Genomic DNA, 24,335 nt, shown 5'->3' on the forward strand with positions numbered 1-24,335 from the left:
AACTCGTCCCTTCACGAATTCCCACACCTGTGGCGGGATCGTTCTTTAGCCTAACTGGCTGACAACCCCCACTGGCGCTCGGGTAGCCGTGCCCTGGCCAGATATAGTCATCCTGTGTACTCCCCTTCACTCATAGTTTCCCCATTAGAACGCCCTGCTTGGCTCAGCGGCCGCAGTAGGACCGTTGTCGTCGCCATCTCGGTATTGCTGGCAGTGGCTGCATTATTGCCTTGGCTGATTACTTCCGGCCTCAGCTGGTATTACCACATTGATTATGATGTCTACCGCGAAGGTGGGCGAGCATTTTTGGAGGGCCAGGAGCTCTACACTCGTCTCTACCAAGTCGAGGGAATCGACCTTCCTTTCACTTATCCCCCGCTTGCCGCAATTTTGTTCGCGCCATTAGCGTGGATTCCCCTTGGTCTCGGTTCCGCTCTATTGACGGTGGCTACCGCAGTAGCTTTGTGGTGGTGCGTGGTCCTCGTCGTTCGTCACAGCCTGCCGGAGTGGTCGGACCAGGATCATCGGGTCATCGCCACGATAGTCCTTCCCTTGGCGCTATTAGCCGAGCCAGTCCGGGAGACCTTGTCATTTGGTCAGGTCAATATTTTGCTGATGACCTTGGTACTCACCGATGTCCTTGCTCGACGGACGCTTTTACCCCGGGGTGTTCTCATCGGCCTAGCAGCGGCAATCAAGCTGACTCCTGCTGTGTTTATTCTGATCTTTTTCGTCCGGCGCCAATGGCGAGAGGCGGCTACGACCGTAGCCTCAGCGGTGGCTGTGACACTCTTGGCTGCCCTGATTAGTCCACAGAATTCACTGACCTATTGGTTGGATACGCTTTCGGACCCAGGCAGGATCGGTGGCTTGGCCTACGCTGGAAATCAGTCCATCCGGGGTATGTTGACCCGTTTGTCGGATCCTGAACAGACCTCTTCTAGTTTGCCGTGGCTAGTGCTCGTGATACTCGCTCTTGCCACTATTATCACCGCGATGGTGCTGGTCGAGCGGACTGCTCGGAACACGGACGCTTCCCCGGATTTGGGATTGGTCCTCTTGGCTTCCCTAGCCGCACTGTTGTGCTCACCGGTGTCATGGTCCCACCACTGGGTCTGGTTGGTCCCCTTTGCTGTGGCCTTAGCAATCGCTGCCTGGCATGCGCCGAAGGGAACTTATCGACGTCTCGCGTTCTTCCTCGCAACCGGGGTCACTGCGGTTATGCTCATCGGACCGCACTGGCTGCTGCCACGAACCAACGATGTCGAATATGACTGGCCGTGGTGGACTCAACTGCTGGGTAACTCATACTTAGTGGTGGCGATCTTGATCTTGATCAGCGCATTGTGGGCACCCTCGCTGATGATTCCATCCCGCACTGGAGTTGAGCCAGAAACGACGGCGCGGAAAGTGTGGTCGTGGGTGGTCCTCGCGACCTTTGCCAGCTTGGCGGTTTCCCTACTGGTTCGGATTATTCTCGGGCCACTTTAAGCTCGAGAGCTTCTGCCTTCACCGATTCTTTAGATTGTTGAACTGGAGTAGCGTCCCAGAAGGGCAAACGCGGAGGCATAAGCGTCCACCTCAGGTAAGGGATTTGGGTAATAATCCACAGTACAAAAGCTCCAATTGCCGAGATAACCAGGCCGATAACCATCCAGAATGCGGTGGAGTTGAGCCAGCTCTCAGCATCTCGACTGATCGGAAGATCTACTGCACGCATGTTGTAGTGGTAGAGCACCGTCAGTGCCAGAGGGTGTCCGAGATAGATCACCAGAGTGTGCCGTCCCAGGAACTTCAGACCGTTGGAAAGCACCGGCACCTTCGACAACATAATGGCGAACATGATGGCCATCGGCATCATTGCCAGTTGAACCACCGAATTGACTACCAGTCTCAGATCGAAATAGTTGATGGTCTCAGGTCCTGGCAGCGGCCAAGTAACAGAGATCTCAGCGACGGTGTTGAGGTATACCCAGCTGCTCGAAACACTAAAGGCCACAGCATAAAGAATCAGACTTCGGCTCAAGTTGCGTACCGAGGTCCCACCCGCCGCGAAATCAGCTATTTTCTGGCGGAAATGAGCACCGATAATAAACACTGGAAGATACAGCACTGCTTTGCCGACCATGTGGACATCAGAATGCAGCGGAAGCAGCAGGATCGGGGAAAAGCTCACCAACACTGCTCCCCAAGAAGGCAGAGTACGGGTGGCCCAGAGAATAAGGTTGAACACCACCAGCGCGAATAGGAACCAGTACATTCCGGTGCCGGTCAGTAGCTGGCCAAGATAGCGACCAATTCCTGGCATTTCAGAGCCATCGAACATGTGATATTCACGGAATTTCAGCCACAGCTCGATCGGAGCCCAAATAACGTAGGGCACGAGAAAAAACCACAATCGGCTTAAAAACAACTCACGCAGACTCAGTCGAAAAACCTTCGCTGAGAAGAATCCACTGACTAGGAAAAACAGGGGCATCCGGAGCGGATCGAGGAAACGGTTGAGTTGGGCGACAAAGGTGTCCATGCCCTCGGGGATAGCCAGGCTGACATGTAGTAGCACCACCCCGAAAATTGACAATCCCTTGGCAATATCTGGCCAGTCGAGGCGCTCCTTCTTAGCCGTCATCGACTCATACCACCTATATCATGAAGTTCATTAAAGCTGCCGGTCGGCATGCTCGCTTCACTATATAGGGGATGCGTGAGTTGTCCAATGCTCCTAGCGGACGACTAAATCTCCGCACCCTGCGGGTATCCGTAGCCAGCAGCTAGGGAGGCTTTAACTTCGGAGGCGTAAATATTGATATACGGCTGCTTTGCCAGCTCAGCCAAGATCATCATCACATGGTCGGTCAGTGGGCGAACTGCCTCCCGTGAATCTGGATCTAGTCCTAGGGAAGATACATAGGCTCGACCATCAATGGGCTCGCCGACGACCATGCCCACCTTCACTGGGCGAGGAATCCAGGTACCAATTGGGTTGGCGCGACGGCTGTCAATCATGGCCACGGGGATGATCTCAACGCCACTAGCCAAGGCGATACGTGCCATGCCGGTCCGTCCGCGGTAGATCCGGCCATCAGGAGAACGCGTGCCCTCCGGATAAATGGCAAAGACATCGCCCCTTTCCAGTACTTCTAAAGCTGCTGCTTGAGTAGCATCCCCAGCGTTGGTAGCGGTGCGATCAACTTTCACCTGCGCCAAGACTTTGAAGAACCATCGTTGAATAGCGCCGATGATGCCAGTGTTGGTGAAGTACTCCGATTTAGCCGGAAAAATGATCTGGCGTGGGCAGACCAATGGGAAGAAGAAGGAATCCATCACTGACTGGTGTGTCGAGGCCACCAGAGCGGGGCCTTCAGTAGGAATGTTGTCCACTCCCTCGATCCAAGGGCGATTCCATACCCTCAAGGCTGGGCCAATAAATACATTCTTAAAGGCCCAGTACCATTTGTTATGCATGTTTTCTCCCCAGTCGTATGCGTTTAACTAATAGTATGTTGGCGAGCTAAATCCGCCACGCCAATCATACCTGCGTCTGCGCCCAGTTCTGCCCCAACGATATCGGGCAGCGGACGGTATCCGGCACCGACAATACTCCGTGCCATTTTGCCCTTACTAATGTCTAAATAAAGGTCTGCGTCTCGCGAGACTCCCCCGCCGATGAGTATCAAAGCTGGGTCGAGTACATCTGCCACGATCGCCAGGCCTTGCCCTAGCCACTCTGCAAATTCAGCGATCACTGCTAGGCCGGCAATGTCTGAGTTGCGGGCAGCAATCATGATGTCATTGCCTGTTATTTCCCCTGGATTAGCTTGAATCCGACGGCCCAGTTCGCAGTCTCGCAGGGAAGGATCTCGCTCGATTACTTCTATTGCGGTCTCGACTAGAGCGGTACCGGAGGCATAGCGTTCTAGGCAACCTCGCTTTCCACAGGCACACTGACGACCTCCGGGGACGACAGTCAGGTGACCAAATTCAGGCGCAGTTCCATGGGCTCCACGGTAGATCTTTCCATCAATCATCAGTGTGGCACCGATGCCTGTACCTACGGCGAAAAACACCCAAGTACCAACATTCCGGGCACCACCGAAGCGGTACTCTCCCCACGCTGCGGAGTTCGCATCGTGTTCCAATTTTACTGGCAGCTTTAAACGCTCTTGCAGATCACGACGCACCTGGGCATCGCGCCACGGCAGATGAGGGGCAAAACGGACAGTCTCACACTCTGGGTCTAAAAAGCCTGCGATGGCCAGTCCAACCGCAGCTGGCTGATGCTTAACGCTCAGTTCAGCGACCATGCTGGCAATTAGATCTTCCAACTCCGCAGCAGTACCAGGCGTGGCACCACTACGAGAATCGATGATCTCACCGTCGGCGGTAACAACTCCGGCACGCACGTTGGTGCCACCGATGTCAAACCCCAGAGTCGTCACCTGCGGGTCGGGATTCATGGAGCCACCTTCGTCGGACATATCACTGCAAACTGGTGATTATAGCCAGCAATCACCCAAGTCATCACATTGGCACCACTATCTCTCGCAGCCGAGCACCCATAATCTCCCACGTCCAGTTGTCTTCTACATTGACTCTGCCAGCCTCTCCCATTTCCTTGCGACGAGTTTGATCGGCTAACAGCTCTTCGAGGGCCATAGTCAGTTCCTTGAGGTCTCCACCATCGACCACGATGCCGCTATCAGCAGTGACGGTTTCCGGAGCACCTCCCGAATTGCCAGCTATCACCGGTATTGCACAAGCCTGAGCTTCCAAGTAGACGATCCCCAGGCCTTCAACGTCGAGTCCTTTGCCTCTAGTACGCGCTGGCATGGCAAATACATCCGCGCAGCCCAGAATCGCTTTCATCTCATCAAAGGGTAGCGAACCGGTGAAAACGACGGCGTTGTCAACGCCCTCTTTTGCTGCTAACCTGCGCAACCTCGATTCATAGCCACCCGTACCAACGATGAGCAGGCGCGTTCTAGGATGGCTCAGTCTTAGTTGCGGCAAAGCACGAATAAGTTGGTCTTGCCCCTTGCGTGCAACCAGCCTCGAGATACAAACCACTAAGGGATCCGCACCGACACCAAGCCGATCACGGGTTTGAGCCTGCAGTTGTGAGCCCACCGGCTGAAAAGTCTGGATATCCACTCCGGAAGGGAGGTGGACAAACTGCGGATGCGAGCCAAAGGCAGTATTAAAACGCCCCAAGGTGTAGTCAGATATGTAGGTAACTACGTCGCAATGATCCCCGATTCTCCGGAGTATCTGGCGTGCACCAGGAATCATCGACCAGCCCACCTCGTGGCCGTGGGTAGAGGCAATCACCTTGGCAGCGCCTGCTGAACGGGCGGCCTTCGCCATAAGCGCTAGTGGGGCGGCCGCCCCGAACCAGACGGTCTCAATACCGTAGTCAGCGATGATTCTAGACATCTCTCGACTCGTTGCTGGGGTAGGCAGCATCATGCTTTGAGCCCACCGAATCACTTGATAAGGCAAGGTCGCATCAAAATCACGGGCCGCCTGCGAGTCCTGGGTAGAAGCAAAGACCAAGACATCAGCTGGATCAAGGGTGTCTAGGAAGTCTCGTAAGTAGGACTGAATGCCGCCAACAGTGGGCGGAAAATCATTGGTTACCAGGAGAATACGTGGCATCTTATGGTTGATCAGTAGCGGACTGCGCCAGCCCAAGGCATGGAATCAACGGACACAATCTGCACAGGAATACCGTAATCGGAGGCGTGCACCAGCTGACCATTTCCGATATACATACCGACGTGGGTCACCCCTGGGTAGTAGCCGACGATATCGCCCGGTTGTAGATCAGCTCGGGAAACCGGAGTTCCACCAGCAAGCTGAGCCTGCGAAGTACGAGGAATAGACTGCCCTTGCTGCTGATATGCCCAGTACATTAGCCCAGAGCAGTCAAATTGACTCGGCCCAACAGCACCCCAACCATAGGGAGAGCCCAACTTAGCCAGTGCAGCAGATACCGCCCCAGAACCGGACACGGAGCTGAGATCAGCATCTCCGATGGGCGAGTTCTTCCCTTCCCATCGCGCTTGGTCCGCAGGCGGAAGTGCGTTGACTTGTTCTTCAATGTCGGCGATGCGTTCGTTCAGCTCTTCTTGGCCAGCATCAAGCTCTGCCATTTGCTGCTCAAGAACACTCTGCTGAAAGGACGCCTCAGCCAATGCGCGAGAGGCATCAGTGTGTGAGACGGCTGCTTCCGCAGTGGCCTCAGCGAGCTTATCGACGACCGCCTCAGCACCTCGTGTCAGCGTCCCTAGGTAAGCAGCTCTATCAATAGCGTTTTGTGGGTTGCTGGCAGCAATGGCATTGATCACCGGATCTACCATCAACCCCCGGTATTTAGCGCCAGCCAAGTCATTGACTTCACCTTGGTATTCTTCTTCTGCTGTCCGGGCAGAATCAGCAAACTGCTGAGCGCTATCAGCATCCGCCTGCAGACGCTCTAGCTCGGCTTGCCCGGCTTCGATATCAATCTCCAGCTGCTTGACTTCTTCGTTCTGCGCGGACGCCTCTTGAGAAACCTCCGACATAGCCGCTATCAGCTCATCGACTTCATCTGCGTTGGCGGTCGCGGCAAACGTGGTCCCTGTTACCAACAGGACAGCAGCACAACCCGCCGAAATGATCGGATGACAACGGCGATTGCTAGCGAGACTGAGGCGCACAGCTCAACTTTCGGCAGAAGGACAAAAAGAAACAACGTTGATCACTATAGACGGGACGCGGGCATCCCTCCGTAGACACGCACGACGCCCGCACCACCGCAGTGAGCGGTTATGCGGGCGGGGTCGAAAAGCTCCCGGCTAAACCGGCAGCACAGCGAGCAGCTTAGAAGCGCACTGCCGAATGGATCGGCATGTAGTCCAGTGCACGCTCAGCAACCGGGACGCCGGAGTTGAGGGCGTCAATGATGGTGCCGTTGCCGGTGTAGATACCGACATGGGAGGCCCCACCGTAGTAGGCGATGATGTCGCCCGCTTGGAGCTGATCCAATGAGACCTGCTGGCCCTGGCTAGCCTGCGCCTGGGAGGTGCGAGGGATGGTCTTTCCAGCCTGCTGGTAGACCCAAGAGGTCAAGCCAGAGCAATCGAAGGCGCTGGGGCCGGCAGCACCGTAAACGTAGGGGGAACCGATCTTCGCACGGGCGGCGTCAACGATGGCCTGGCCGGTAGAAGTAGAAGATGCCATCGGCGCGATGGAGGTCACGTCAGTTGCAACCGGACCAGCGGTGAAGGTCTCTGCCTGCAACGAAGGGACGAACTGGCCGATCTCCGGGACGGAAGAGATGCCAGGGATATTCTCAAGGCCAGCAACCTCGAAGCTGAGGTCAGTGTTTGGTACAACTACCTCAGCTGCGCCGGCGATGCCGGGGGCCAGCATGGTGGTTCCCATGACGACAGCAGAAGCGGTAGCGATGCGGCGAGTAGAATTACCCTGACGGCGGTGCTTAGACACTAATTTATTCTCCAGATCTTCCTTGTGGCCTACCGGGTTAGCTGACGGGTTGAGAGAAGGAAACGCCCCTCCCCCGCTCCACGTCGCCCATCTAAAACTTGGGAGACGCTCTTGCGAGGGATAAACCCCAGATGAAAGCTATTTGGTTCCCCGGCCCCCGGTTCTGACATTCGTGGTGAATTGTCATTGCCTAAGGTTCGGCGTTGGTCTTTGTTAGTTCAGATCACCGGGCCGCACTATCGGCTGCCCCGCAATGTCTCAGTCAGGTTACAAAACAGCAACGAAGTCTGTCCAATGGGACCAGCCATCGCCAGCCGTTACCTCGTCGTTATCAAATTCATGCGGAACCATCGGACTACGCAATCTTCACAGCCCAAAACGGAAACCCCGCCCTGAACTGCACTTTCCAAAGGCCCTGGGTCGATAGCCCTGAAATTGTGAAGAAGTTGAGATTCACAGACCTTTACAAGTGATTCAGGACACATAATGAGATTTCCACTGAGACGACATCAAGAATGCCGGGCTAAGTAACAAGAGCATCTCTAGACAGGTGCACTAGCTCCCCATCAAACTGACACCCCCAAGCCGTCCCATGCGTTACTTCAGCAACAGCGGCTGTAGCCCCCTTCACTGCCAGACACATCAGAAAGCGCATATGGGGCAACTGCCCGCCTAGAACTATCTAGACCAATGCTGCTGCATACTCCCACTTCATCAACAGTGATCGTCTTCTCTCCCAAGCAGAGTGTAAATGGGCAACTCCATCTCGTTGTTAGCAAACCCTCGATACGACTAACTCAGTGGCCAGCTAGCTGAGCTCAATAGATAGACCTGCCCCTTCTACTAGAACCAGATCAATGCGCCCTGGATCATCCGTTTAAGAGATGCCCATCCCAACCGATGCAGGATTGCTTCAACCACACCCAAATGGCTCAGCCTAGGAATAAATGCTCGTTTTAGGCTGACTACATCACCTAGAAGGTGGTCCATATTCTCCTAGCTCAACGAAAAATCCCGCCTTCCCAAAACTGGGGAGACGGGATCTTTCGGTGAGCGGATCAAAGCCCAAGCAATATTAGTCCAGCAGACCGTCGCGACGATCCCTAGCTTCATTCTCAGCTTGGAGTGCTTCGTACATTGCCTTCTCCTCGAGAGCATTCTCGTGGTGAATGGCGTCAAGCTTGTCGGTGACATCCTCAGGATCAGGCTTGAGGAAGGATCCCCTGGCCTCGATCTCTGCAAAGCCGAGCTCGTTGAGCTGCTTCGGCACAATCGCACCAGCGTACTCAAGCGGGATCGGGTGTCCGTGTTCATCAACCGGGCCCAAGGGCTGGTGGATCTCCACGAAGGCACCGTTGGGCATCTGCTTAATGACGCCGGTTTCGATACCGTGCTCCAAGACCTCACGGTCGGAACGCTGCAGGCCAACGCAGATGCGATGGGTGATGTAGTAAGCCAGCGGAGGCAGAATGATGATGCCAATTCGACCGAACCAGGTCATCGCGTTCAGCGAGATCTGGAAGAAGTGCGCAATATGGTCGTTACCACCAGAGATGGTCACCAGCATGAAGAACACGATACCCATGACGCCGACGCCGGTACGTGCCGGCACGTCGCGAGGACGCTGCAGAAGGTTGTGGTGAACATCATCACCAGTGGCCTTCTTCTCAATCCATGGGTAGGCGAAGAGTACAACCACCATCAAACCAGCTGCCAGAGCAACCCAGAAGGCTGAAGGGATGGTGTAGCTGCCAAGGTAGAGCTCCCACGCGGGCATGACACGAGCCAGGCCATCTGTCCACAACATGTAAACGTCAGGCTGCGAACCTGCAGAAACCTGCGAGGGGTTGTACGGTCCGAGCAACCAAATTGCGTTAATCGTCAGCAGACCTGACATCAGTGCCAGCACACCAGCAGTCAGCAGACCGAAGCCGATGGCCTTGGTAGCAAACAATGGCATGATTCGGATACCGACCACGTTGTTCTCTGCACGACCAGCACCCGGGAACTGGGTGTGCTTCTGGTACCAGACCAGGGCAAGGTGAGCAGCAATCAAGCCAAGCAGAATGCCCGGGATGATCAGCACGTGGGCGATGTAGAAGCGGTTAAGCATCAGATCAGAGGGGAAGTCGCCGCCGAAGATCAACCAATGCAGCCAGGTACCGATGATCGGTAGGCCGATAATGATCGCCGACATAATGCGCAGGCCAACACCGGAGAGCAGGTCGTCCGGGAGGGAGTAACCCATGAAGCCCTCGGCCATACCCAGGATGATCAAGGTGCAACCAATGATCCAGTTGGCTTCACGCGGGCGACGGAACGCACCGGTGAAGAAGATACGGAGCATATGGACGACCATCGACATCATGAACATCAGTGCGGCCCAGTGGTGCATCTGGCGAACGAAGAGTCCGCCACGGACCTCGAAGGAGATATCCAACGCCGTGGCATATGCACGGGACATCTCGACACCGTTGAGCGGCAGGTAAGCGCCGTCGTAGATGACCTTCGTGATGGAAGGATCGAAGAATAGGGCTAGGTAGACACCAGTCAGCAGCAAGATGATGAAGCTATAGAGCGCCACCTCACCGAGCATGAACGACCAGTGGGTCGGGAACACCTTGTTGAGCTGAGGGCGAAGTAGCCCCGCAACGGTGTACCTAGAATCAATGTTATTAGCCGCTTGGGCCATTTTTTTACTCATTAGGACGTACGCTCCCAGAATGCCGGGCCAAGGGGCTCAATGAAGTTGCCCTTAGCGACGAAGTAACCTTCTTCATCGACTTCGATCGGCAGCTGCGGCAGCGCACGGGCCGCCGGGCCGAAGATCGGCTTACCGTACTGAAGCGCATCGAACTGCGACTGGTGACACGGGCAAAGAATACGGTTCGTCTGAGCCTCAAACAGCGAGGTCGGGCAGCCGATGTGAGTACAGATCTTCGAGTACGCGTAGTAGTCACCGTAATGGAAGTCTTCCTGACCTTCGCGCTCGATGGCCTTTTCGGCATCAGCAGTGCGCAGGCGGATCAGCATCACGGGGTTACGCGGACCGTGGATCGAGTGCATGTGATTTTCATAGACATCGCGGGAAGGATCGTAGTTCTCGCCATCGTTAGCATCTTCTGCAGTCAACGGGTAGACAGTCTCCATTGCGCCGGCATCTAGATCTTCGGCACGAACACGAACCAGCCGAGAAATACCAGTGGTGGTCCAGTGAGTACCAGAATCGCCGGTGTGTTCTTCAGCGATGGCACCAGTGTCACGAGCCAAGTAGAGAGTGACCCCTTCGTTGTGAAGAGTCCAACCTGAAGTCCAGAGAGTGCCATCGCCCATGATACCGAGCTCGCTGGCCTTCCACGGGTTCTTGATCATGCCGCCCAAAGGAGCAACTACGACCAAACCTGCGAGAATTCCAGCTCCGCCGAGCAGACCCTGCAGCGCCTTGCGGCGGCCTAGGGTCGAGGTCTCCCAAGAATCATTCAGCAAAGCAGTAATCGTACGGCGATCAACCTCTTCCGAGGGACCATCGTGGCGACGCTGCACCGAAATCTCTTCCGGGACAATTCGCTTAACGTAGAGAACAACCGCAAAGCCCAATCCCAGGATTGACAAACCTGAGGTCACACCCAGTAGCGGGGTGTAGAGGGTATGGAACATGTGGTTATCGTCGCCGAGCAGTTGGAACTGCCAAGGCCAGAAGATGTAGACACCAAGGAAAGCGATGCCGGCGAGAATACCGATGGCCAGCCAGATGTAAATGGCACGAACAGCACGCTTCTCAGCGGGATCGTTGGCTACGGGGAAACGTGCCTTGCGATAAGCGACGGTCACGCCGTCAAGCTCTGTACCCAGGCGCGCGAGCTCGTCATTGCTCATCGCGTTGAGTTCTTGGTCCGTGTAGGTCCTTTTCGAGTCACTCATGAGCGGGATCCAATCCACATAGCAGCTGCACCGACGAGGGTGATGCCGATAAACCACATGGCCAAGCCTTCATTGACTGGGCCAAGACCGCCGAGGGACCAACCACCGGGAGAGGGGTTTTCCTTAGCGTTCTTAATGAAGGCGATGATGTCCTTCTTCTCGTCAGCACTGAGCTGACGATCAGAGAAGGCCGGCATGTTCTGCGGGCCAGTGAGCATCGCCTGGTAGATTTCCTGCTCATTCGCTGGGTCAAGACCCGGAGCGTACTTACCGGAGGACAGCGCGCCGCCGCGACCGGTGAAGTTATGGCAGGAAGCACAGTTCAAGCGGAAGAGCTCAGAGCCACGGGCGATATCCTCGGCGGCCATCTGGCCATCGAAGTTTTCTCCGCGGAGCTCCTCCATAGCAAGGGTGCCGTCTTCGTTGAACACGAGTTCCGGTCCACCGCCATTGGCAGCAACATATGCGGCCATAGCCAGCGTCTGCTGCTCGGTGTATCGAGGAGTCTTGCGCTCGGCCTGTGCGTCGTTAGACATCATCGGCATGCGTCCGGAGTGGACCTGGAAGTAGACCGCTCCTTCGCCAGCACCGATCAGAGATGGGCCACGATCGGGCACACCCTGCAGGTTGGCACCGTGACAGGTGATGCAGGCAACTTCGTAGAGGTCTTTGCCTTCTTGGATCAATGCCTGGTCATCAGACTGCGCGGTGGCGATCTGAGCGTCCGGGGTAAGGGCCGTCGCCAAAACGCCTGCGCCGGTAAGGCCCAGGGTTAGGGCGAAGGCGCCAGCTACGGTCCGTCGCATTTTACGGCGATTTCGAACCTTCTTGGCCGACGGGGACGACGTTGTGTCGTCCGCGGGGGCGGTATTCGGGGTGGTTTCCATCAGTTTCCCTTTTGAAAATCGTGAACGGAAAGTGAAGGGCTGTAGGCCCAGTAACTCGGCGGACTACGGCCTACTGGATGAAGTAAATAACGATGAAGAGGCCGATCCAGACAACGTCAACGAAGTGCCAGTAGTACGACGTCACCATGGCCGCGGTGGCCTGTGCCGGCGTGAACTTAGCGCGACCAATCCTCATGAGGACAACCACGAAGCCCAGCACGCCAGCTAAGACGTGTGCGGCGTGGAAGCCCGTTGTAATGAAGAAGACCGAGCCATAGACACTCGATTGGATAGTCATCCCATGATGGACAAGCTCGTAATACTCAAAGCTCTGACCAGCAAGGAAGGTTGTTCCTAACAAAATGGTTATAAGGAACCACTTTCGAAGACCATAAACGTCACCCCTTTCAGCTGCGAAGACGCCCATCTGCGCGGTGAAGGAGGAGGACACCAGAATAACGGTGATGGCCAGAGCATAAGGAACATTAAGATGCTCCGCTTGCTCCGCCCAGTCTCCTGCTTGACCGTTAGCACGCGAAGTAAAATACATCGCGAACAGACCGGCGAAGAACATCAATTCCTGCGACAGGAACACGATGGTGCCAACACTGACCATATTGGGTCGGTTAAGTGCCGGCACACGTTGTGGTGCTGCCATACCTGGGTTTGAAATTGCGCTCGTCACGTAAGACAGTATGACGGGTCTGAATGCGGAAGTCACCTCATCTCCCCCCGCAAAGAAGAGAGAGCATCGACACCACCAGCAGGTTTATGGATCGAAAAAATCGATAGAAAAACTTCCCCACCCCCGGGAACTATTTCGATCCCCCCACCGACGCTGCATTTCTGCAGGTCACCCACCACCAGGGAGTCCCCAGCTCCATATTGGCAGTTGCTGGCGGTAACCATACCGCATCTCGTAGCACCTGCGCAGGAAACTCGCCAACCTCCATAGAGATCCAGATCACAGGCCAAGAATAGCGGAATATAGAGCTTCCAACTTTCGGATGACCCCCCGTGAACTGCACCTTTCCTCCTCCCATAACTATCGGGCGCCCCTCTTCCCCACTGCGGAGACGTCAGCGCTAAGCAGTCACTCCACCCCTGACGCCTAGCAGCAATCTGGTCGCGTCCTTCGCTCCGGGGCTCAGCCGACACAACGCGGGAGCTCGCACCCCACCAGTCATGGAGTTCGCCAGGGCCAGACCACTTTCAGATACAGCACTAATGCTGCGGACTAGGAAACGGCTGTACCCAACTAACTCCAGCACCAGGCTCTCCCAACTGCCACAGCTAGATCCAAGTGATCCGAGGTTCGCACCAATCCCAGATACAAGAAAACACCCGCTCCCTCAGATCGCGAGGGAGCGGGTGTTTCGGATTTGTGCGTGGCCAGAAAAGTCAGGCCGAGTAAATCAGTGCTTTTCCTTAGGCAGTCCGTACTGCAGGTTGAGCATGGTGGTAGCCCAGATCAATAGGACAGCGCCCAGGGCGATGAGCCAGAAGAACCAGAAGGCAATACCAAGGCCCAAGACCATGATCGCACCGGCCATGGTGGCTGGCCAGATCGAGTTCGGGGAATAGAAGCCCAAGATGCCAGCCTTATCGGCAACCTCTGCTTCTTCCCAATCCTCGGGAAGGATATCGATCCTTCGCTCAGTGAAATGAAGGTAGGCGCCGAGCATCAACGCTAGGCCAAAGGAAAGGACTAGAGCAGTAATACCGACCCACTCAGTGCGGAAGAGGTAGGCGTCATCTGCCACATAGCTGGTAGCAAAGATGTAGACGCCTGCCATCACAGCGAGGAATGCGGCGATGCTGTACATCAGTTTCGCGCTTGAACGCATGGTGTTTCTCCTCGTTTAGGTGTTGGCGTTGTTATCGACGAAGTTCTCGCCGTCCCAGGTCTGACGATCTGAGTTGAACGGCTGAGTCGACGTTGCATAGGGCGCTTCGCCGATGGAAGCCAGAGCATCAGAGTTCGGAGCATCCGGGTTGTCGATGCGGAACTGCATGTAGTCAGTGAATGCCTCCGGAGAGACTGCACGAAGCTCGAAGTTCATCATGGCGTGGTAGGTGCCACACATCTCAGCACAGCGTCCGACGAAGGCTCCTTCTTCTTCGATAGCCTCAATCTGGAAAGCGCGCTGCTGCTGGTTGGTCTCCGGGTGTGCGTAAGCATCGCGCTTAAACAGGAACTCGGGGATCCAGAAAGCGTGGGAGACGTCACCGGAAGCCAGCTGGAACTCAATGGCGGTATCGGTAGGAAGGACCAAGACCGGAACTTCCTCAGTGGTGCCGAGGGTTTCGATCTGGTTGAAGTGGAGGTAGGACTGATCGCCCTTAGACATGCCGTGAATCGGGTTCGGATTCTCGACCGACTCCTCATCGTCATACTTAGACTCTTCAGCGATGGCTTGGCGTTCCTCATCCAGTCCGTCATAGACGGTTCCGGTCGGGCTAAGCTCCGAGCCGACCTGCTGGTAGCCGAACTTCCAGTTCCACTGGAAAGCAGTTACGTCGACAACAACCTCTGGATCCTTGTCCAAGGCCGTGACCTTCTGCTGAGTCTGGACGGTGAAGAAGAACAGTCCCATGACGATGAAGATCGGGAGGATCGTCAGTACGAGCTCGAGGGGAATGTTGTACTGCAGCTGCTTCGGGAACTCACCCTTGCCCTGCTTTTCAGCCTTCTTTGCGCCCCAGCGGAAGATCGCCACGAGGAACAATGCCCACATGATGATGCCGATGATCCAGGCGGTAACCCACACCCAAACCCAGAAGTTGTACATGGAGGTAGCTTCTGGGGTAATACCCGTCGGCCAACCCATGCCGAGAATCTTGCTGACGCTCTCCGGGGGAGCGACGTCACAGCCGGCGAGCGCTAAGCCACCGAGTGCCATCACTCCGCCGAGACTCGCCTTACGGGCGAAGCCACGCTTTTTACGCTGTTCCACGTGTGTCTGCCTTCCTGTCCACGCTAAATCCTTGAACACTGGTGAAGCATTCCTAATTCAGCAGGATAGTTCATGAATGAACTCCATCCACGGGCTTTACCCCTGCCAACTCAGGCCCACTTAGTCACCAGTGCCACACAAAGTACTCAGAATATTACAGCCCCTGCGGGTTAACCGCCCAATGCTGCAAAACCACTCCATAACCGATGTAACCCATCTCACAGTGACCGCTAGCCTGCGTCAACCTAAAGTATCAACCCGTTCGGGGAGACTTTCAGCCCCTTTGCCCCTCACCATCACTAACCCACACCCGTCTTCACTAATCACGTCAAAACAACCTCGATTTCGTGGCGGTTTCCCCTAGGAAGGCTCAAGAGTCGTATCGTGGGACAGACCCTTCTACATTCCCGTTAATATATGAGGAGAACACTTCCCACCATGTGCGGCTTCCTTGGCATGCTTACCAGCGGCGGAAATGCGTCCACTTTCGTTGACGCCGCGACCAGGGCGCTGCCATGCATGCGCCACCGCGGCCCAGACGAGGCCGGGACTTGGAATGATGAATCAGCCATTTTCGGCTTTAATCGTCTTTCCATCGTTGACCTTGAGCACTCCCACCAGCCCTTGGTGTGGGGCCCGGCAGATACTCCAGAGCGCTACACCCTCATCTTCAACGGCGAGATTTACAACTACGTTGAGCTGCGAGCTGAACTCAAAGAGGCTGGTCACACCTTCCATACTGAAGGCGACTCCGAGACCATTGTGGTGGGATACCACCATTGGGGCGAGGACGTCGTCGAGCATCTGCGTGGCATGTTCGCCTTCGCAATTTGGGACACCCTCGAACAGGTCATGTTCGTCGGACGTGACCAATTCGGTATCAAGCCCCTGTTCTACGCCACCTCCCCCGTCGGCACCGTATTCGCCTCGGAGAAGAAGTCTATCCTCGAGATGGCTCCCGAGCTGGGTCTGGATCTCAGCCTTGACCGGCGTGCCATCGAGCACTACGTAGATCTGCAGTACGTGCCGGAGCCAGAGTCTTTGCACTCCGCCATTCGCCGCGTCGAATCAGGCTGCACGGTCACGCTGCGACCGGGAGAAGAGGTCGTCGCAAAGCGGTATTTCAAGCCGCAGTTTCCCATCACCGCCGTTCCCAAGGGAGCAGAGCAGGATCTCTTCGATCGGATCGCCAAGGTGATGGAAGACTCGGTGGAAAAGCACATGCGTGCCGATGTGACCGTCGGATCTTTCCTCTCTGGAGGCATCGATTCCACCGCCATCGCCACCCTGGCTAAGCGTCATAATCCGAACCTGCTGACCTTTACTACTGGTTTTGAGCGCGAGGGTTATTCCGAGGTAGATGTAGCCGCCGAGTCAGCTGCCGCCATCGGGGTGGAACACATCGTCAAGGTGGTCTCCCCAGAGGAATATGCCTCCGCCATCCCGAAAATCATGTGGTACCTCGATGATCCGGTGGCTGATCCTTCTCTGGTCCCGCTGTATTTTGTGGCTCAAGAAGCTCGCAAACACGTCAAGGTTGTGCTCTCCGGTGAGGGTGCCGATGAGCTCTTCGGCGGCTACACCATCTACAAAGAACCGCTCTCCCTCGCTCCCTTCGAAAAGCTCCCCTCCCCACTACTCAAGGGCCTGCGTCAACTCAGTCGGGTGCTTCCTGATGGGGTCAAGGGCAAGTCGCTGCTCGACCGCGGAACTCAGACCATGGAAGAGCGCTACTACGGCAATGCTCGTTCCTTCAGCTTCGAGCAAATGGAGCGAGTGATCCCTTGGGCCAAGCCGGAGTGGGACCACAAAGAGGTCACCGCCCCGATCTATCAGGTCTCTCAGGACATGGACCCGGTGGCTCGAATGCAGCACCTAGATCTCTTTACCTGGATGCGCGGAGACATCTTGGTCAAAGCCGACAAGATCAACATGGCTAACTCCCTTGAGCTACGTGTGCCTTTCTTGGACAAGGAAGTCTTTGCCGTCGCACAGACGATTCCCCATGAGCTCAAAGTCTCCAACGGCACCACTAAATACGCACTGCGCAAGGCCATGGAGCAGATCGTTCCGCCGCATGTTTTGCACCGTAAGAAGCTCGGTTTCCCAGTCCCGATGCGACATTGGTTGGCTGGCGATGAGCTCTTTGGCTGGGCGCAGCAGACCATCAACGAATCTCAGACTGATGAGATTTTCAACCGAAAAGCCGTACTAGAGATGCTTCGAGAGCACCGCGACGGAGTTTCTGATCACTCTCGTCGCCTCTGGACAGTCTTGGCCTTCATGATCTGGCACGGCATCTTCGTCGAGCACCGTATCGACCCACAGATTGAAGAAAAGGACTACCCAGTCAATCTGTAATCTTGAAACTGCGAAACGCCCGCCTCTACCCAGTTCAATCTGGGGAGGCGGGCGTTTTCGTTATTGGATTCCAAGGACAGCTAAGCGCGAATCAGTTGAAGGAGTCGCCGCAGGCGCAGGATCCACCTGCATTGGGGTTGTCAATGGTAAATCCCTGAGACTCAATGGTGTCAGCAAAATCGATGCGAGCGCCGTTGAGGTACGGAACCGACATCTTGTCCACCACCATGCGGACACCGCCGACCTCGTCGGTTTTGTCCCCATCGAGAGTGCGATCATCGAAGTAGAGCTGGTAGCGCAGGCCAGCACAGCCACCCGGCTGTACGGCGATACGCAGTGCCAAGTCATCCCGTCCTTCTTGGTCAAGTAGTGCCTTGGCCTTGGATGCTGCTGCATCCGTGAGAATGAGTCCGGTTGCGGAGGTAGGGGCTGTCATACTGATCTCCTTGCGTATGTGAATTTCGGTGGCGCCAAAACTCCCGCTAATGCACTGAGAGTCTGCTATAGCCGCCCACCATACTATTGACGGGTGCTAGATGGCCACGGTAGCCCTTGGTTACCCACTGGCTTCCCATGTCGGGCAAAGCGCCTTATCCCTAATTAACACGCCTGCGAGTACCCGTATTCCCGAATGACCTACTGGCCTTGTAACCTGGGCATTGTGAAACTTCCCTGGCAGAAATCCGATGAAACTACTCAGTCCGAATCCCACGTCGCCGACGTCACTGACACGAGCCTGGGCGAGAACGTCACAGACTCGGTTCACTCAGGCGAGTCGCGGCCTAAGAGCTATACCCCGCCGAAGGGCCGCCCCACGCCCAGACGCCGCGATGTCGAAATCGAGCGTGGCGTCATGCGCGATCCCGCTGGTCCGAGTGGTGGCCTTCTCGGCAATGCCAAGAACAAAGAACTCAAGAAATCCATGTCTAAAGAAGAATGGAAGGAACATAAGCGCCGTGAGCGGGCTAAGTCTCGCGAGCAAAGCCAAGCAGTCAATGCCGCTATGGATCGCGGTGAAGAAAAATACCTCCTTCCCCGAGACAAGGGTGTGGAACGCCGATTCGTGCGTGATTGGATCGATTCGCGCCGTTTCTTGAATAACTACGTCATGCCGGTCGCACTGGGCCTCTTGGTGATCCTGTTCATCGGCACCTGGTTGCCTACGGTGGCTAATGTCATGTCGCTGTTCGCCATGATTTTGATGTTCGCCTTTTTCATGGAAGGCGTCTGGCTGGCCCGCCGAGCGAATCGGGCTACTCGAGCGAAGTTCCCGAATACCTCCGCTGCCGGTTTCGGTTTGGGCTTCTACGCCTACTCCCGCGCTACTCAGCCTCGGAAGTGGCGCTCCCCCAAACCCCAGGTGGAAATCACCAAACACTCCTGATCAAAGGTCTACTAGAGTCTGAAACGTGGACCGTCTCACCCCGACCCCAGGAGGCTTTTCTTGGATACGTCCTCGCTTTTCGACGCCGTCGTTGCACCCGACGTCGCCTCCCAGGAAGCTGTGCTTAACGCACTTGCCGATGCCCGCCCGGTAGGAGCCGGATTAGGTCGGCTCGGCGAGGTTGCGGCGTGGATCTCTTCCTGCCAGGGTCAGGTCCCACCGCAACCGCTCGCTAGGCCCCGGATGATCGTCTTCGCAGGCGACCACGGTATCGCCGCGCGCGAAGTCTCGGCGCTCCCAGCAGAGGCCTCGGCACAACGAGCACAGAGAATCCTCGAGGGCTCCGGGCCGGTTAATGTATTGGCGCGGTCGGCGGGGGCGTCGATAAGCCTCGTAGATGTCTCGCTCGATCATGAAGCATGGGGGGAACAACGGGTTTCCCGCTCTAGCGGGGCTATTGACGTCGAAGACGCCATGAGCCTCGAACAATTCGATCGTGCGCTAGACATTGGACGCGCCATCGCCGACCGTGAAGTCGATTCCGGAGCTGATCTGCTTATCCCGGCAGAACTCGGTGTAGGCAGCAGCACTATCGCCGCGACCATCATCGGCGCATTCACTCGCACCGAACCTGTGGTGGTGGTCGGAACTGGGGTCGGGATGAGTGACCAGCTGTGGAAAAACAAGGTATGCGTGATCCGCGATGCTATGTTCCGTGTCCGCACGTTATTGGCCGAACCGACCGAGGTCCTGCGGAAAGCTTCCTCCCCCGACTTTGTGGCATTGGTAGGTTTCCTGGCTCAAGCCGCGATCCGTCGTACCCCGGTGTTGCTTGACGGTGCCGCGGTCAGTGTCGCAGCCTATGTCGCCGAGCGTCTCGCACCCGGAGCACGTGACTGGTTTTGGGCGGGGCAACTCACCCCAGAGCCTGCGCAGCTGATTGCGCTACAGGCTCTGGAGCTAACCCCGTTGCTTGCCTTGGATATCAATGCTGGCCAAGGCGTCGGTGCCCTTGCGGCGCTGCCATTGATCAGCGCCGCCGCCGAACTCGTCGCGGAGGAACTTTCTCCAGCCTAGTTTTCAGCTGGGACCAGTGAATGCACCCAGCCGTGGGTATCGGGCAGCTCGCCGCGCTGGATATGAGTGAGCCGCTCACGCATAGCCATGGTGATCTCCCCGGGGAGGTTGTTGTTGACCTCGAACTCGCCGGCATTAGACAGCACGCGGCCAACTGGGGTGATCACTGCAGCAGTGCCGCAGGCCATGGTCTCAGTCATCGCACCGGAAGCGACATCATCGCGCCACTGGGTCTTGGAGATTTTGACCTCTTCGGTCTCGTAGCCCATATCGCTGGCAACCTGAAGCAGGGAATCACGGGTGATGCCAGGCAGCAAGGAGCCGGAGAGTGCTGGGGTGACGATCTTGGCCGATTCACCAGAGCCGTAGACGAACATGAGGTTCATGCCGCCCATTTCCTCGATGTAATTATGTTCGATGGCATCTAGCCACACGACTTGGTCGCAGCCCTTCTCGTCGGCTTGAGCCTGGGCGAGTAGAGAAGCGGCATAGTTGCCAGCGAATTTCGCAGCACCAGTGCCACCAGGGGCGGCCCGAACGTAGTCCTCTGAGAGCCACACCGACACCGGCTTGATTCCCCCGGAGAAGTACGCGCCCACAGGTGAAGCAATCACGAAGAAGGTATAAGAACTTGCAGGGCTAACTCCCAAAGAGACCTCGGTCGAGATCATGAACGGGCGCAAGTACAAGCTAGCTTCTCCGCCGGCTGCCGGCACCCAGTCGGAGTCGGCGTCGACAAGCAATCGCAGAGCCTCTAGGAAATCCTCAGTGGGCAGCGGCGGCATTGCCATCCGCTCGGCGGAGCGTTGCATCCGCTCGGCGTTGGCTTCTGGGCGGAAGGTAGCGATGGAGCCATCCGGCTGGCGGTATGCCTTAACACCTTCAAAAATCGCCTGGCCATAGTGGAAAACAGTGGTCGCCGGATCCATCGGAATGGACTCATAGGGACGCACTCGGGCGTCGTGCCATCCGTTGGTCTCATCCCACTGAATGGTGATCATATGGTCAGTAAAGTTCTTACCGAACCGAGGGTTGGCCAGAATCTCTTGGCGCGTTTCCTCGGAGGTCGGAGTTTTCGTGCGATTCACGGTGAATTTGAGAGGCGACATGGCGACAACGCTACACCGACGCAATCTATAGTCTGGACGTATCCCTTGCCTATCAGATAAAGGATCTATTCATGGCGAACCCAACGTTCACACTTCCAGCTCGCAGCGCCACCCCGCAGCTCAAGCTGGTCAAGAAAGCCCCGAAATCCACGGATGCTTTCCTCGTCCCCGCACTCGCTGGCGAAGAAGGATTGGAGCTACCCGGCTCCACCCTGCTTGACGACGCCTCCCTGCGCGAGGTCCTACGCTCCCTCACCGCCGTCGGCGCTACCGGAGATGCCAACGAAATCACCCGTGTTCCGGCCCCCGAAAAACTCGGCGTGGACTCTATCATCGTTGTCGGCCTGGGCGATCCCGAGGAACTGACCGATGAGATCCTGCGCCGTGCAGCTGGTAGCGCCGCCCGAACCCTAACCGGCTTGGAGACCGTCGCCACCACCCTGGGCATGTTCGGTCTGGCCGCCGCCGTCGAAGGCCTCGCACTGGGCGCTTACAGCTACCGTGGTATTCGCCGCGAAAAGGACTCCTCCACCCCGGTTGCCGAAATTGCCTTCCTGGGCACGGAAAAGACTGACAAGGCAGAGTTCGAGACTGCCGTGATCACCGCCGAGGCTGTCATCTTGGCTCGCGATCTTGTCAACACCCCAGCCTCACATCTTTACCCCGAGTCCTACGCTGGCATCATCGCCGCAGAGGCAGAGACCACTGGCCTCAAGGTAGAAATCCTCGACGAGAAGGCCCTAGCTAAGAACGGCTTTGGCGGCATCCTCGCCGTCGGCCAAGGCTCATCCCGTGGCCCTCGGTTGGTGCGTCTGACCTGGAGCCCCCGTAAGGCAAAGAAGACGGTTGCGTTCGTCGGCAAGGGCATCACCTTCGATACCGGCGGAATCTCCCTCAAGCCCGCATCGAAGATGGAAGACATGATCTCCGATATGGGCGGCTCCGCCGCTGTGGCTGCCACCGTCATCGCTGCGGCGAAGCTAGAACTGCCAGTCAACATCACCGCTACCCTGCCGTTGGCTGAAAATATGCCTTCTGGCGATGCGCAGCGCCCAGGCGATGTCATTACCCACTACGGCGGACTTACCTCCGAAATCATCAACACCGATGCTGAAGGACGCTTGGTGCTCGCCGATGGCATCGCCCGTGCCTGCGAGGACAACCCCGATTACCTCGTCGAGACTGCCACCCTCACCGGCGCGCAGATGGTTGCACTTGGTTCCAAGACTGCCGGAATCATGGGCACCGACGAACTCCGCGACCGGATCGCTGGAATCGGACGCACCGTCGGCGAGCCCGCGTGGGCTATGCCGCTGCTCGAGGAACAAGAATCCGAGCTAAAGTCCCCGGTTGCCGATATCCGCAACTCCCATAACTCCCGTTTCGGCGGCATGATGTTCGCGGGTCTCTACCTGTCGAAATTCGTCAGCGAAGGCACCGAATGGGCACACGTGGATATCGCGGGCCCCTCGTTCAACAACGGTGGCGTCTCCGGATACACCCCCAAGCGAGCCACCGGAGTTCCAGTGCGAACCTTCCTGGCACTGCTAGACCAGGTTGCTCAGGAGAAGTAATTCCTCCTAGCTTCTGCTGTTGCTGAGCCCGCGGGCTGGTGTCTTAAAAGTTGTTGAGGCATCCGGCCCGCGGGTTTCTGCGTTCCCCGGGATCAATGCGCAGGGATGACTCCTTGGGCGGTTACTCGCACCGCACTTAAGCGGTCAGAACACCGCTTGCAGGTCAAAACTGCAGCGCGAACAACCACCCAGGCAAAACCTGCCACCCCAACGGTTACTCGCACCGCACTTAGGCGGTCAGGGCACCGCTTGTAGGTCGAAACTGCAGCGCGAACAACCACCCAGGCAAAACCTGCCACCCCAACGGTTAGTCGCACCGCACTTAAGCGGTCGAACCACCGCGCCTGGGCCGAAACTGCAGCGCGAACAACCACCCAGGCAAAACCTGCCACCCCAACGGTTACTCGCACCGCACTTAAGCGGTCGAACCACCGCGCCTGGGCCGAAACTGCAGCGCGAACAACCACCGCGGGGCTCAACACGAAATCGCATTCGAAAATCTCGCAGAGGTCCGAGTGGTTTAGAAGCAGTCAGTACCGACGGTCGCCATCTCAAGCATCGTAAAGCCGATCTGATTTACCTATCTGGCGATTCTCCACGTTCAAACCGCTCTCGGCGGAGTCGCTGTTCCTCACGTTTACGCAAAATGCGTTCCCGTTCGATGCGCTCGCGCATTCTTTGCGGGTACCCGGTTTCTTCTACGTCGTAGACGGGGCCGTCGATAATTTTTGCCACAACATCAATGCCTCTGGGGCCGCCGATACGGCGTCGGACGAATTCCCCAGTCTCATCAACTAGCACCACTGACATCTCATTAACTGCCGTCTCTGGTTCGACGAATCCTTCCACAAACCCCCGAGTTCGACACCAGTCGCGCAGGAATTGAGCGTCCCCAGGACGAATCGTCTCACCCGGTGCTCTGGGGGGACGGAGGCTGGACCGGGACCTGTTGCGACCAAATAGGTTGAACACGCTTTACAATTGTAGGGGTAACTGCACGCGGCAGGAACGCTCGGTGGCACGGGTACCTCATTACCCAGGTACGCTGAGTCTCATTACCTACCGACATACGAACGACTTTCGAGGAGTCAGAACACCATGGCGTTCTCCGTAGAGATGCCCGAACTGGGCGAATCCGTCACCGAAGGCACCATCACTCAGTGGCTGAAACAAGTCGGCGATACCGTCGAGGTCGACGAGCCACTGCTAGAGGTCTCCACCGACAAGGTTGACACCGAGATCCCCTCCCCAGCGGCAGGTGTTCTTTTAGAGGTTAAGGCCGAGGAAGATGACACTGTCGACGTCGGGGCTGTGATCGCCGTGATTGGAGACAAGGACGAGTCTTCCGATTCTTCCGACGATGCTGATGAAGAGCCGGAGACCCCGGACGAAGAGTCAGCTGAGGAGCCAGCCAAGGAAGAATCGGCTCCGAAGTCTTCTGGTGGAGCATCTACTGATGTTGAGATGCCTGAACTGGGCGAATCCGTCACCGAAGGCACCATCACTCAGTGGCTCAAGCAGGTCGGCGATACCGTTGAGGTCGACGAGCCACTGCTAGAGGTCTCCACCGACAAGGT

22 protein-coding genes and 1 riboswitch are annotated in these 24,335 nt (G+C 56.7%); of the genes, 6 read left to right on the forward strand and 16 right to left on the reverse strand.

Features of this window, described 5'->3' with window-relative positions; genetic code table 11:
- The first annotated feature begins 114 nt into the window (after window positions 1–114).
- A complete protein-coding gene (locus tag C5L39_RS03905; RefSeq protein WP_165857965.1) occupies window positions 115–1,491 on the forward strand; it encodes a glycosyltransferase 87 family protein in 1,377 nt (458 codons plus the stop codon).
- Here C5L39_RS03905 and C5L39_RS03910 read toward each other — a convergent pair.
- From C5L39_RS03910 to ctaC, 12 genes are all read right to left on the reverse strand, one after another.
- The gene (locus C5L39_RS03910) at window positions 1,472–2,629 is read right to left on the reverse strand and encodes an acyltransferase family protein (RefSeq protein ID WP_123047552.1); all 1,158 of its coding nucleotides are present in this window, start codon (window positions 2,627–2,629) and stop codon (window positions 1,472–1,474) included. The genes C5L39_RS03905 and C5L39_RS03910 overlap by 20 nt on opposite strands.
- Before the next feature lie 104 nt (window positions 2,630–2,733).
- Window positions 2,734–3,465, reverse strand: a complete 732-nt coding sequence (locus tag C5L39_RS03915; RefSeq protein WP_123047553.1) for a lysophospholipid acyltransferase family protein — start codon at window positions 3,463–3,465, stop codon at window positions 2,734–2,736.
- Window positions 3,466–3,488: 23 nt separating this feature from the next.
- Complete coding sequence (locus tag C5L39_RS03920; RefSeq protein WP_123047819.1) at window positions 3,489–4,457, reverse strand: ROK family protein; 969 nt, start codon at window positions 4,455–4,457, stop codon at window positions 3,489–3,491.
- A 64-nt stretch (window positions 4,458–4,521) separates the two neighbouring features.
- Window positions 4,522–5,655 (reverse strand): glycosyltransferase family 4 protein, encoded by a 1,134-nt coding sequence (locus tag C5L39_RS03925; RefSeq protein ID WP_123047820.1) that lies wholly within the window; start codon window positions 5,653–5,655, stop codon window positions 4,522–4,524.
- A gap of 11 nt (window positions 5,656–5,666) precedes the next feature.
- Window positions 5,667–6,698, reverse strand: a complete 1,032-nt coding sequence (locus C5L39_RS03930) for a C40 family peptidase (RefSeq protein ID WP_245974869.1) — start codon at window positions 6,696–6,698, stop codon at window positions 5,667–5,669.
- A gap of 163 nt (window positions 6,699–6,861) precedes the next feature.
- Entirely contained in the window at window positions 6,862–7,488 is a 627-nt protein-coding gene (locus tag C5L39_RS03935) for a C40 family peptidase (protein ID WP_123047554.1), read from the reverse strand.
- 12 nt (window positions 7,489–7,500) lie between these two features.
- A riboswitch (cyclic di-AMP (ydaO/yuaA leader) is annotated at window positions 7,501–7,701 on the reverse strand.
- Window positions 7,702–8,563: 862 nt separating this feature from the next.
- Complete coding sequence (qcrB, locus tag C5L39_RS03940; protein WP_123047555.1) at window positions 8,564–10,192, reverse strand: cytochrome bc1 complex cytochrome b subunit; 1,629 nt, start codon at window positions 10,190–10,192, stop codon at window positions 8,564–8,566.
- The gene (gene qcrA, locus C5L39_RS03945; protein WP_123047556.1) at window positions 10,192–11,409 is read right to left on the reverse strand and encodes a cytochrome bc1 complex Rieske iron-sulfur subunit; all 1,218 of its coding nucleotides are present in this window, start codon (window positions 11,407–11,409) and stop codon (window positions 10,192–10,194) included. The genes qcrB and qcrA overlap by 1 nt, the downstream gene beginning before the upstream one ends.
- Complete coding sequence (qcrC, locus tag C5L39_RS03950; protein ID WP_425453848.1) at window positions 11,406–12,299, reverse strand: cytochrome bc1 complex diheme cytochrome c subunit; 894 nt, start codon at window positions 12,297–12,299, stop codon at window positions 11,406–11,408. The genes qcrA and qcrC overlap by 4 nt, the downstream gene beginning before the upstream one ends.
- 67 nt (window positions 12,300–12,366) lie before the next feature.
- Window positions 12,367–12,981, reverse strand: a complete 615-nt coding sequence (ctaE, locus tag C5L39_RS03955; protein ID WP_123047558.1) for an aa3-type cytochrome oxidase subunit III — start codon at window positions 12,979–12,981, stop codon at window positions 12,367–12,369.
- A 730-nt stretch (window positions 12,982–13,711) separates the two neighbouring features.
- Complete coding sequence (gene ctaF, locus C5L39_RS03960) at window positions 13,712–14,143, reverse strand: aa3-type cytochrome oxidase subunit IV (protein ID WP_123047559.1); 432 nt, start codon at window positions 14,141–14,143, stop codon at window positions 13,712–13,714.
- 15 nt (window positions 14,144–14,158) lie between these two features.
- On the reverse strand, window positions 14,159–15,253 hold the full coding sequence (gene ctaC, locus C5L39_RS03965) for an aa3-type cytochrome oxidase subunit II (RefSeq protein ID WP_123047560.1): 1,095 nt from the start codon (window positions 15,251–15,253) through the stop codon (window positions 14,159–14,161).
- A 438-nt stretch (window positions 15,254–15,691) separates the two neighbouring features.
- On the opposite strand from ctaC, the gene asnB reads away from it, so the two are divergent.
- A complete protein-coding gene (gene asnB, locus C5L39_RS03970) occupies window positions 15,692–17,614 on the forward strand; it encodes an asparagine synthase (glutamine-hydrolyzing) (RefSeq protein WP_123047561.1) in 1,923 nt (640 codons plus the stop codon).
- Window positions 17,615–17,705: 91 nt separating this feature from the next.
- Here the strand turns inward: asnB and C5L39_RS03975 are convergent, their stop codons facing one another.
- A complete protein-coding gene (locus C5L39_RS03975; protein WP_123047562.1) occupies window positions 17,706–18,050 on the reverse strand; it encodes a HesB/IscA family protein in 345 nt (114 codons plus the stop codon).
- 225 nt (window positions 18,051–18,275) lie between these two features.
- Between C5L39_RS03975 and C5L39_RS03980 the strand changes: the two genes are divergently transcribed.
- The gene (locus tag C5L39_RS03980; RefSeq protein ID WP_197714710.1) at window positions 18,276–18,998 is read left to right on the forward strand and encodes a DUF3043 domain-containing protein; all 723 of its coding nucleotides are present in this window, start codon (window positions 18,276–18,278) and stop codon (window positions 18,996–18,998) included.
- A gap of 60 nt (window positions 18,999–19,058) precedes the next feature.
- On the forward strand, window positions 19,059–20,075 hold the full coding sequence (locus tag C5L39_RS03985) for a nicotinate-nucleotide--dimethylbenzimidazole phosphoribosyltransferase (RefSeq protein WP_123047564.1): 1,017 nt from the start codon (window positions 19,059–19,061) through the stop codon (window positions 20,073–20,075).
- On the opposite strand, the gene C5L39_RS03990 is transcribed toward C5L39_RS03985, so the two are convergent.
- On the reverse strand, window positions 20,072–21,184 hold the full coding sequence (locus tag C5L39_RS03990) for a branched-chain amino acid aminotransferase (RefSeq protein ID WP_123047565.1): 1,113 nt from the start codon (window positions 21,182–21,184) through the stop codon (window positions 20,072–20,074). The two genes, C5L39_RS03985 and C5L39_RS03990, sit on opposite strands and share 4 nt — an antisense overlap.
- A 71-nt stretch (window positions 21,185–21,255) precedes the next feature.
- Here C5L39_RS03990 and C5L39_RS03995 point away from each other — a divergent pair, with 71 nt between their 5' ends.
- On the forward strand, window positions 21,256–22,758 hold the full coding sequence (locus C5L39_RS03995; RefSeq protein WP_123047566.1) for a leucyl aminopeptidase: 1,503 nt from the start codon (window positions 21,256–21,258) through the stop codon (window positions 22,756–22,758).
- Between the two features lie 92 nt (window positions 22,759–22,850).
- Here C5L39_RS03995 and C5L39_RS04000 read toward each other — a convergent pair whose 3' ends face one another.
- Entirely contained in the window at window positions 22,851–23,240 is a 390-nt protein-coding gene (locus tag C5L39_RS04000) for a hypothetical protein (RefSeq protein ID WP_123047567.1), read from the reverse strand.
- Between the two features lie 94 nt (window positions 23,241–23,334).
- Complete coding sequence (locus tag C5L39_RS04005; RefSeq protein ID WP_123047568.1) at window positions 23,335–23,730, reverse strand: oxidoreductase; 396 nt, start codon at window positions 23,728–23,730, stop codon at window positions 23,335–23,337.
- 126 nt (window positions 23,731–23,856) lie between these two features.
- Between C5L39_RS04005 and C5L39_RS04010 the strand changes: the two genes are divergently transcribed.
- Window positions 23,857–24,335: biotin/lipoyl-containing protein (locus C5L39_RS04010; RefSeq protein ID WP_342767894.1), on the forward strand; the 479-nt coding region annotated here is incomplete at its 3' end.

This window comes from Corynebacterium alimapuense, from assembly GCF_003716585.1.
GTDB classification, from domain to species: Bacteria; Actinomycetota; Actinomycetes; order Mycobacteriales; family Mycobacteriaceae; genus Corynebacterium; species Corynebacterium alimapuense.